The 9,068-nt window shown below is 73.3% G+C and carries 8 protein-coding genes; 2 read left to right on the forward strand and 6 right to left on the reverse strand.

All coding sequences use genetic code 11. The features are described from left to right. The first annotated feature begins 2 nt into the window (after nucleotides 1-2). A complete protein-coding gene (locus ACWD11_RS23375) occupies nucleotides 3-2,069 on the forward strand; it encodes an iron ABC transporter permease (protein ID WP_389417685.1) in 2,067 nt (688 codons plus the stop codon). Here the strand turns inward: ACWD11_RS23375 and ACWD11_RS23380 are convergent. Both ACWD11_RS23380 and ACWD11_RS23385 read right to left on the reverse strand, forming a co-directional pair. Further along, nucleotides 2,066-2,845, reverse strand: coding sequence for an ABC transporter permease (locus tag ACWD11_RS23380; protein WP_451285216.1), 780 nt, complete (start codon nucleotides 2,843-2,845; stop codon nucleotides 2,066-2,068). The genes ACWD11_RS23375 and ACWD11_RS23380 overlap by 4 nt on opposite strands. 9 nt (nucleotides 2,846-2,854) lie before the next feature. Beyond that, complete coding sequence (locus ACWD11_RS23385; RefSeq protein ID WP_451285218.1) at nucleotides 2,855-4,180, reverse strand: lysine N(6)-hydroxylase/L-ornithine N(5)-oxygenase family protein; 1,326 nt, start codon at nucleotides 4,178-4,180, stop codon at nucleotides 2,855-2,857. Between the two features lie 122 nt (nucleotides 4,181-4,302). Between ACWD11_RS23385 and ACWD11_RS23390 the strand changes: the two genes are divergently transcribed. Then, a complete protein-coding gene (locus ACWD11_RS23390; protein ID WP_451285220.1) occupies nucleotides 4,303-5,250 on the forward strand; it encodes a methionyl-tRNA formyltransferase in 948 nt (315 codons plus the stop codon). Nucleotides 5,251-5,259: 9 nt separating this feature from the next. On the opposite strand, the gene ACWD11_RS23395 is transcribed toward ACWD11_RS23390, so the two are convergent. From ACWD11_RS23395 to ACWD11_RS23410, 4 genes are read right to left on the reverse strand one after another with little or no spacing between them, the layout of a single operon-like run. Next, nucleotides 5,260-6,123: an ABC transporter ATP-binding protein gene (locus ACWD11_RS23395; RefSeq protein ID WP_451285222.1), complete on the reverse strand. Its 864-nt coding sequence runs from the start codon at nucleotides 6,121-6,123 to the stop codon at nucleotides 5,260-5,262. A gap of 4 nt (nucleotides 6,124-6,127) precedes the next feature. Further along, nucleotides 6,128-7,231, reverse strand: a complete 1,104-nt coding sequence (locus tag ACWD11_RS23400; RefSeq protein WP_389417690.1) for a FecCD family ABC transporter permease — start codon at nucleotides 7,229-7,231, stop codon at nucleotides 6,128-6,130. 3 nt (nucleotides 7,232-7,234) lie between these two features. Then, a complete protein-coding gene (locus ACWD11_RS23405) occupies nucleotides 7,235-7,852 on the reverse strand; it encodes a hypothetical protein (RefSeq protein WP_451285224.1) in 618 nt (205 codons plus the stop codon). A 3-nt stretch (nucleotides 7,853-7,855) separates the two neighbouring features. After that, the gene (locus ACWD11_RS23410) at nucleotides 7,856-8,896 is read right to left on the reverse strand and encodes a FecCD family ABC transporter permease (protein WP_451285226.1); all 1,041 of its coding nucleotides are present in this window, start codon (nucleotides 8,894-8,896) and stop codon (nucleotides 7,856-7,858) included. Between the last annotated feature and the right edge of the window lie 172 nt (nucleotides 8,897-9,068).

Genomic DNA, 9,068 nt, shown 5'->3' on the forward strand with positions numbered 1-9,068 from the left:
CCATGGCCGTCACCGCGACAACCCCCGCCACCCGTCCGTCGGCGGCCACGTCCCGGACGGGCGCGGCCGCGGTGACGGCCGCCCTGGTCCTGCTGGTCACGGCCCTCGCGGTCGTCGACATCACGCAGGGCACCGCCGCCGTCGGCGCGTCCGAGGTGTGGAAGGCGCTCACCGGACAGGCCGACCCCGCCGACGCCTCCGTCGTCATCGCCTCCCGGCTGCCCAGGATGACCGCGGGGCTCCTCGTCGGCGCCATGCTCGGCATGGCGGGCGCCGCCCTTCAGGCGGTCAGCCGCAACGTCCTCGCCTCCCCCGACACCCTCGCCGTCAACGCCGGTTCCTACCTGGCCCTCGGGCTGGTGGCCGTCACCGGCGTCTCGCTGCCGCTGCTCGCCTCCTCCGGGGTCGCGCTCCTCGGCAGCCTCGCCGCGGCGGCCGTCGTGCTCGGCCTGTCCGGGCTCGGCGCCGGCACGGTACGCCTCGTCCTCGCGGGCACCGCCCTGATGCTCGGCCTCAACGCCGTCACCGAAGGACTGCTCCTGCTGTTCCCGGAGGAGACCCACGGGCTCTACCAGTGGAACCAGGGCAGCATCGGCCAGAACGGCTTCGACGGCGTGGTCCGGATGGCGCCTCTCGGCCTGGCGGGCCTGCTCGGGCTGCTGCTGGTGGCCCGCCGGGTCGACGCGCTGGCGCTCGGCGACGAGGCCGCCCGCGGCGTCGGCGTGCCGGTCCGCGCCACCCGGGTCACCGCGGTCGTGCTCGCGGCACTGCTGTCCGCCGCGGCCGTCACCCTGGCCGGACCGATCGGCTTCGTCGGCCTGTGCGCCCCCGCCCTCGTCAGGCCCCTCGCGCGCCGGTACCGGGCCTTCACACGGACCCGCGGGAGCCTGCCGGTCGCCGGCCTGGCCGGCGCGGCCCTGGTCCTCGGCTCGGACGTGCTGCTCAGGTCCCTGGTCCCGGCGGACCTCGCGGTCGCGGTGCCGACCGGCGTGGTCACCAGCCTCGTCGGCGCCGTCTTCCTGGTCGTCATGGCCGTACGGCTGAAGGACACCGCCGCCTCGGCCGCCCCCGACCGGCTGCGGATCAGGAGCCGGGCCGTCTTCCTCACCGTCACGGCCCTCCTGGCGGTCGTGCTCGTCGGCGTGACGATCGCCGCCCTGCTGCTGGGCGACGCCAAGCTGCTGCTCGGTGACGTCGTCAACTGGGCGCAGGGCAGGGCCGGGCAGACCGTCTCCTTCGTGCTGGACACCCGGATGCCCCGGGTCCTGGCCGCGCTGCTCGCCGGGGCCGCCCTCGCCCTGTCCGGGACGCTCATCCAGGCCGTGACCCGCAACCCGCTGGCCGAGCCCGCCGTGCTCGGCGTCTCCGGCGGGGCCGCGCTGGGCGCCGTGCTCCTGGTGACGACCGTGCCGCTGGCCGGGTCGTGGAGCCTTGCGGGCGCGGCGTTCGCGGGCGCGGCGGTCAGCGCCGTCGTCGTCTTCGGCCTCGCCGCGCGGGGCGGGTTCCAGCAGAACCGGCTGGTGCTCGTCGGCATCGGGGTGGCCACCGCCGCCACCGCGCTGATCAGCCTGCTGATCGTCCTCACCGACCCGTTCAACGCGGTCAAGGCCCTGACCTGGCTGTCCGGTTCGACGTACGGCCGCACCCTGCCGGACGTCGTGCCGCTCGCGGTCGTCGTCGTGCTGGGCGTGGTCGTCGCGGTGCTGCGGCGCGCGGAACTGGACCTGGTCTCCCTCGACGAGGACACCCCCCGGCTGCTGGGCATGGACCTGGCCCGCGGGCGCCTCGGCTTCCTCGTGCTGGGGGTGCTGCTGAGCGCCACCGCCGTCGCCGCCGCGGGCACGATCGGCTTCGTGGGACTGGTCGCCCCGCACGCGGCCCGCGCCCTGGTGGGCCGGCCGCACGCCCGGGTGGTCCCGGTGGCCGTCCTGCTCGGCGCCGCCCTGGTGGGCACGGCGGATCTGCTGGGCCGTACCGTGATCGCGCCCGCACAGCTCGGCGCCGGCATGGTGACCGCGGTGATCGGCACGCCGTACTTCCTGTATCTGCTGGTCCGCAGCCGCCGTTAGGGGCCTTGCCGGTGGAGCCTGCGGCGGGCGACGAGTTCGACGGTCAGGGCCACCGACAGCGCCTCCACCGCCAGCAGGGCGATGAGCACGAAGACCTGGACGGTGCCGGCCGGCACGGGGGAGGCGCCGCCCAGGAGCATGCCGACGAACGCGCCCGGCAGCGTGACCAGACCGACCGTGCGGGTCTGGTCCAGGGCGGGCAGCAGCGCGTCGGAGGCGGCGCCGCGGACCACTTCGAGGTGGGCGTCGCGGTCCGGGAAGCCCAGCGACAGCGCGGCCTCGATCTCGCCGGACCGCCCGGCGGCCTCGTCCAGCGCCCGCCGCCCGGCGAGGACGGTCGCGGTGAGCGCGCCGCCGATGAGGATGCCGGTCACCGGCACGACGGCGATGCCGGGCACGGTGAGCAGACCGGCCGGCACCAGGGCGGCGACGACCGGGACCACCGGAACCGCGATCGGCAGCACCGCCCACCGCCAGGTGCCGTTCGGCGTGATGCGCCGCCCCGCGGTGCGGGTGGCGACGGCGAACATGACGAACAGGAACCCGAGCAGGGCCGCGGTGTGGTGGACGGCCCAGCCGATCACCAGGGACACCGCCGCCAGTTGCAGGGCCGCCCGCACGCCCGCCGTCACGACCTCACGGGCCCGTCCGTACGACTCGTCCGGCGAGAGCCGGAAGACGGCGGCCACGGCGGTGGCCACGAGCAGCAGGACGACGAGGGCGACGGCGAGCGTCGGGTTGACCGGCAGCAGCGTGCCGGCGGCGAGGTGACGCACGGGTCGGGTCTACTCCCGGAGGCTGCCCGCGTTCTGCGCGAGGAGGGAGGAGCAGATCTCCCCGGCGCGTACGGCGGTGGTGGACAGCAGGGTCGAGGTGAGGCCGTGGGTGTGCTCGGTGCCGCCCTGGAGGTAGATGCCCGCGGTGACGTGCGCGGCGGTCTCCACCCGGTGGTCGCGTCCGACGCGGAGCTGGTCCTCGTCGTCGCGCAGGCAGAGCTTGGCGATCTCGCCGAGGTGGTCGCCGATGCCCCGGGGCTGGTAGCCGGTGGCGTAGACGATGAGATCGGAGCCGAGCACCTGGCGTTCGCCCGTCGGCAGGAACTCCACCGTCACCCGCAGGCCGTCCGCGTCGCTCGCGACCTCCCGGATGCGGGAGACGTTCAGCATCCGCAGGCGCTGTCTGCCCTGCACCTTCTCCTGGTACATGGTCCGCGACAGCGACTCGATCAACTCCATGTCGACCACGGAGTAGTTGGTGCCGCGGTGGTAGTCGTGCAGCGACCGCTTCACCTGGGGCGGCGCGCCGTAGAACACGTCGACGGCCTCGGGGTCGAAGATTCGGTTGGCGAACGGGCTGTCGTCGGCCGGGGTGTAGCCGTACTTGGCGAACACCGAGCAGATCTCGGCCTCGGGGAAGCTGCGGTGCAGATAGTCGACCGCCTCGGCGGCACTCTGGCCGGCGCCGAGCACGAAGGCACGGCGAACGGGCGTGCGGTCGCGCAGGAGTTGGTCCACCCGGGGCAGTAACTCGCTGGTGTGCCAGACGCGTTCGGACAGCACCGCGTCGGGCGGCAGGTGCGGTTCGAGGCCGGTGGCCACGCACAGGGTGCGGGTGCGGCGGACGGTCGTGCGCTCGGGCGCCGCGGGATCGCGGCTGGTGACGTCGAACCAGCGGACCTCTCCGGCCTCGGTGACGGGCCGTACGGAGACCACCTCGGCGCCGTACTCGACGAGGTGGCCGACGCGGGCGGCGGCCCACTCGAAGTAGTCGTGGAACTCGATGCGCAGCGGGAAGAGCGTCTTCTGGTTGAGGAAGTCGACCAGCCTCCCGCGGTCGCGCAGATAGCACAGGAAGCTGAAGTCGCTGGTGGGGTCACGCATCGTCACCAGGTCCTTGAGGAAGGACACTTGCATGGTGGCGTCGTCGATGAGCATGCCGCGATGCCACCCGAACCGCGGTTGCCGCTCCAGGAATCCGGCGCGCAGTCCAGTGTCCTGGCGTGCGGTCGCGCCGTGTTCGTGGAGCGCTATCGCGAGCGCGAGGTTGGACGGGCCGAAGCCGATGCCCAGCACGTCGTAAGGGGAGTCCGGCCCAGTGTGAAGCGTCGTCACCGCGTCATCGCCTCCTGTAGGGGGGAGTTCACAGTGTTCTCCAGTGGATGCCACAGGCTCCCCCGAGCAGGCACATGCTAGATAAGGTTAGCCTTACCTAGCAATGGCTGAGGAGGGCTTATATGCGGGTCGTCATGTTCGGTTACCAGACCTGGGGACACCGGACGCTAGAGGCTCTGCTGGACTCCGAGCACGAAGTGGTCCTGGTCGTGACCCATCCCAAGAGCGACCACGTCTACGAGAGGATCTGGAGCGACTCGGTCGCCGACCTGGCCGAAAAGCACGGCGTACCGGTGCTGTTGCGCAACCGTCCGGGGGACGACGAGCTGCTGCGGGCGCTCGAGGACGCCGAGCCGGACATCATCGTCGCCAACAACTGGCGCACCTGGCTGCCCGCGGAGATCTTCGATCTCCCGCCGCACGGCACGCTCAACATCCACGACTCGCTGCTGCCGTCCTACGCCGGGTTCTCGCCGCTGATCTGGGCGCTCATCAACGGCGAACAGCGGGTCGGCGTCACCGCCCACCGGATGGACGCCGAACTCGACATGGGCGACATCCTGGTGCAGCGCGCGGTGCCCGTCGGACCCACCGACACCGCCACCGACCTGTTCCACCGCACGGTCGACCTGATCGGCCCGGTGGTCCGGGAGTCCCTCGATCTCATCGCCTCGGGCAAGGCCGAGTGGATCGCCCAGGACCGCTCCCGGTCGAGCTTCTTCCACAAGCGGTCCCTGGAGGACAGCCGCATCGACTGGACCTGGCCCGCCGAGGACCTGGAGCGGCTGGTGCGCGCCCAGTCGGATCCGTACCCGAACGCCTTCACCCACCATCGCGGCGAACGCCTCCGGGTCGTCAAGGCGGCTGTCTCGCAAGGGCGTTACGGCGGAACCCCGGGCCGGATCTTCATCCGGGAAGGGGACGGCGTGGTCATCGTGGCCGGGGCCGGGGCGCATTCGGGACGGCTGCCCGGGCTGCTCGTCCAGCGGGTGCGGACCGAGGACGGCACCGAGTACCCGGCGACCGAGTACTTCCGCACGATGGGGGGCTATCTGACGGCCCGTCCGTAGCGTCCCGTCTCACCCGGTGACATGCGGGACGCCGACCGGCGCCGCGTCCTCCACCCCTTCGTGGTGGCGGCCCATGGGAATCACCATCGGCGTCCCGCTCACCGGATCCGTACCGACGACGCACCGCAACCCGAACACCTCCTCCACCATCGCCGCCGTGACGACCTCGGTGGGGGAGCCCTCGCCGGCGATCCGGCCCGCCTTCATGGCGACGATGTGGTCGGCGTACCGGCAGGCCTGGTTGAGGTCGTGCAGCACCATCACCACCGTGCGGCCCTGGTGCCGGTTCAGGTCGGTGATCAGGTCGAGGACGTCGATCTGGTGGGCTAGGTCGAGATACGTCGTCGGCTCGTCCAGCAGCATCACCGGCGTGCCCTGGGCCACGGCCATGGCGATCCAGGCCCGCTGGCGCTGGCCGCCGGACAGCTCGTCCACCGCGCGGTGCGCGAGGTCGGTCATGTCGGTGGCCCGCAGCGCCTCGTGCACGGCGTCCTCGTCGGCGGAGGACCACTGCCGCCACCACGTCTGGTGCGGTGAACGGCCGCGTCCCACCAGGTCGATGACGGTCAGGCCCTCGGGGGCGACCGGGGACTGCGGCAGGATGCCGAGCTGCTGGGCGAGGGTGCGGGTGGGGATCGAGTGGATCGAGCGCCCGTCGAGCCGGACGGCCCCGGACTTCGGCGTCAGCAGCCGGGCCAGGGCGCGCAGCAGAGTGGACTTGCCGCACGCGTTGGCGCCGACGATCACGGTGATCCGGCCGGTGGGGACCACCAGGTCGAGATCCTCCACCACGACCCGGTCGTCGTACGCCAGCCGCAGGCCCTCGGCGCGCAGACCGGGGCGGCCGGCCGGTGCGGGGTCCTTCTTCGACACGTTGTCAGCCTCCTGAACCTGCGCGGTTGGCGCGGACGAGCAGCCACAGCAGGACGGGCGCGCCGAGCACGCCCGTCACGATCCCGACCGGAAGCTCGGTGTCGATGAGCTTGCGGGCGACGAGATCGGAACCGAGCACCATGACGGCGCCGGTCAGCCCGGCGCCCACGGGCGGCGGGAAGGCGGTACCGGCGAGGCGCTGGGCGACCTGGGGCGCGGCGAGCGCCACGAAGGCCACGGGCCCCGCGGTGGCGGTGCCGAAGGCCACCAGGCCCACGGCGGCGAGGAGCACGGTGACGCGGACGGTCTGCACGCGGGTCCCCAGGCCCCGGGCGACGTCGTCGCCGAGCTCCAGGGTCCGCAGCAGCCGCCCGAGCAGCAGCGCCGACGGCAGGAGTACGGCCATCGCCACCGCGAGCGGGGTGATCTGCTGCCACGTACGGCCGTTGAGGTTGCCGACCAGCCAGCCCAGGGCGGCCTGCGCCTGGAAGCGCTGGCCGCGGGCCATCAGGTAGTCGGTGGCGCTGGTGCAGATCCAGGCGACGCCGACGCCGACGAGGACGATCCGGTACCCGCTGGTTCCCCGCTTCCAGGCCAGCGCGTACACCAGCAGCGCCGCCAGCAGCGCGCCGGCCAGGCCCAGGGCCTGGGTGCTCAGGCCCCCGTCCCAGCCGAGGACGATGCCGGCGACGACCGCCGTGCCGGCGCCCTGGGTGATGCCCATCATGTCGGGGCTGGCGAGCGGATTGCGCGTCAGGGTCTGGAGCAGGGCGCCGGAGACGCCGAACGCGATGCCGACGAGCAGACCGGCCAGGGCCCGGGGCAGGCGCAGCTCGTGCACGATCAGCTCGGTCGCGGGGTCGCTCGCGCCGACCAGGGCCCGCAGCACGTCGGTGAGCGGGAGGGAGATGTCCCCGATCGAGGTCTCCACGGCGAACAGCAGGAAGGCGGCGACCGCGAGCCCCAGGCACACGACCAGCAGCCGGGGCCGCAGCAACCCCGAGACGGGCGGAACGGCAAGCCGGAAACCGACCCGACCGGCGGTACGCCGAGCCGGCGGCTCGCCGGAGTCCTCCTCGCCCGGCCGGGGCGCGAGTTCGGTACTCATGGCTCACAACTCCGCGGGTCGTCGGCGGCGGGCCGAGGTGGTGGGAAGGGGGCGGCGGTCGGGGCGGGCGATGGAGGTGGGGTCGGTGGCTTGCGGTCGGCGGGGCGCGACTTGGGTGGTCGGGGTCATCGGCTCCGCGTGTTGCCCGTCGCGGGCCGGCGTGGTGGGGAGGGGGCCGTCGGAGCGGGTGGTGGGGTGGCTTGTGGGGTGGGTGGCGTGCGGTCGGCCGAGGGGGCCGTCGGGGGCGGCGGTGGGGTGGCCTTGCGGTCGGTCTGGGGCGGAGTCGGTGGTCATGGCTGCCGGCTCGGCGGGTCGTCGGCGGCGGGCCAGGTCCGAGAGTGGTCTGCCGGTGATGAGTGTGGTGGGGAGGGGGCCGTCGGAGCGGGTGGTGGGGTGGCTTGTGGGGTGGGTGGCGTGCGGTTGGCCGAGGGGGCCGTCGGAGCAGGTGGCGGGGTCGCGTGTGGGGTCGGTGGCGTGCGGTCGGTAGAGGGTGCCGTCGGGAGCGGCGGCGGGGCGGCCTGTGGGGTTGGCGGCGTGCGCTCGGCAGCAGGGGCCGTCGGGACGGGCGGTGCGGCGGCCTGGGGCGGCCGTCGTGCGCTGCGGGCTGGAGGCAGTCGGCATGGCTCACAGCTCCGCGAGTCGGCGGCGGCGGACCAGGGCGATGAAGAACGGGCCGCCGAGGAAGGCGACCAGGATGCCGGCCTGGATCTCCACGGGCCTGGCGATCAGCCGGCCCGCGATGTCCGCGGCGAGCAGCAGGCAGGGGGCGAGCAGGGCCGACAGGGGCAGCAGCCAGCGGTGGTCCGGGCCGAGGCCGGCGAGTCCGGCGAGGACGCGGGCGATGTGCGGGACGACCAGGCCGACGAAGACGACGGGCCCGATGACGGCGACCGCCCCGCCGGTGAGCAGGGTGACCGCCACCACGCCCTGGACGCGGACCAGGCCGAGCCGCAGCCCCAGGGACCTGGCCACGTCGTCGCCGAGCGCGAGGCGGTTCAGGGCGGGGGCCGACGCCAGGGCCAGCACGGCGCCCACGGCGAGGAACGGCAGGACCCGCAGCAGGACTTCCTCGTCCTGGTCGGCCAGGGACCCCGCCGACCAGAAGCGGTAGCGGTTCAGGGCGTCCGGGTCGGTCAGGGCGATCGCGCTGGTCAGCGAGAACAGCAGGGAGGTCACCGCGACGCCGGCCAGGGCCAGTTTCACCGGCGTCGTACCCGACCGGCCGAGCCCGCCCAGCAGGTAGACCACGACGCTGGCGGCCATCGCCCCGGCGAACGCGAACCAGATGTAGCCGTAGACCGAGCCGATGCCGAGCACCCCGACGGACAGCACGACGGCGAAGGCGGCGCCCGCGCTGACGCCGAGGATCCCGGGATCGGCCAGCGGGTTGCGGGTCAGCGCCTGCATGAGCGCGCCGGACAGGCCCAGCGCGGCGCCGGTGGCGAGGCCGAGGGCGGTGCGGGGCAGCCGTACCGACCAGATCACGTTGTCGACACGGGAGTTGGGCGCGTCGCCGAGCAGGGTGTGCCAGACCTGGTCCAGCGGGACGTCGAGCGCGCCGAACGCCATCGACAGACCGCACAGCGCGAGCAGCGCCGCACCGGACAGCGCGAGCAGGAGTACCGCGCGGGGGCCTTTCGCCGCCCCGACCGCAGAGGTCCCCACGTCATACTTCCTTTGGTCAGCCTTGCCTCAACTGTCTGGACTGTAGGGGGAGTTGCGTCACCGTCCCATCCCCTTCGACAAATCTGTGCGCGACCTATGAAATTAGGTAACCCTTACCTTACTATGACGCGGATCCCCGGCCCAGGCCGGGAACGACCTGCCTGGGAGGGCG

It is taken from the genome of Streptomyces sp. NPDC002776, assembly GCF_053592195.1.

What these genes read in the sequence shown, in the direction of transcription:
- ACWD11_RS23405 (WP_451285224.1), bottom strand. Translation starts at nt 7,852, where the DNA reads ATGCCGACTGCCTCCAGCCCGCAGCGCACGACGGCCGCCCCAGGCCGC.
- ACWD11_RS23390 (WP_451285220.1), top strand. Translation starts at nt 4,303, where the DNA reads ATGCGGGTCGTCATGTTCGGTTACCAGACCTGGGGACACCGGACGCTA.
- ACWD11_RS23375 (WP_389417685.1), top strand. Translation starts at nt 3, where the DNA reads ATGGCCGTCACCGCGACAACCCCCGCCACCCGTCCGTCGGCGGCCACG.
- ACWD11_RS23400 (WP_389417690.1), bottom strand. Translation starts at nt 7,231, where the DNA reads ATGAGTACCGAACTCGCGCCCCGGCCGGGCGAGGAGGACTCCGGCGAG.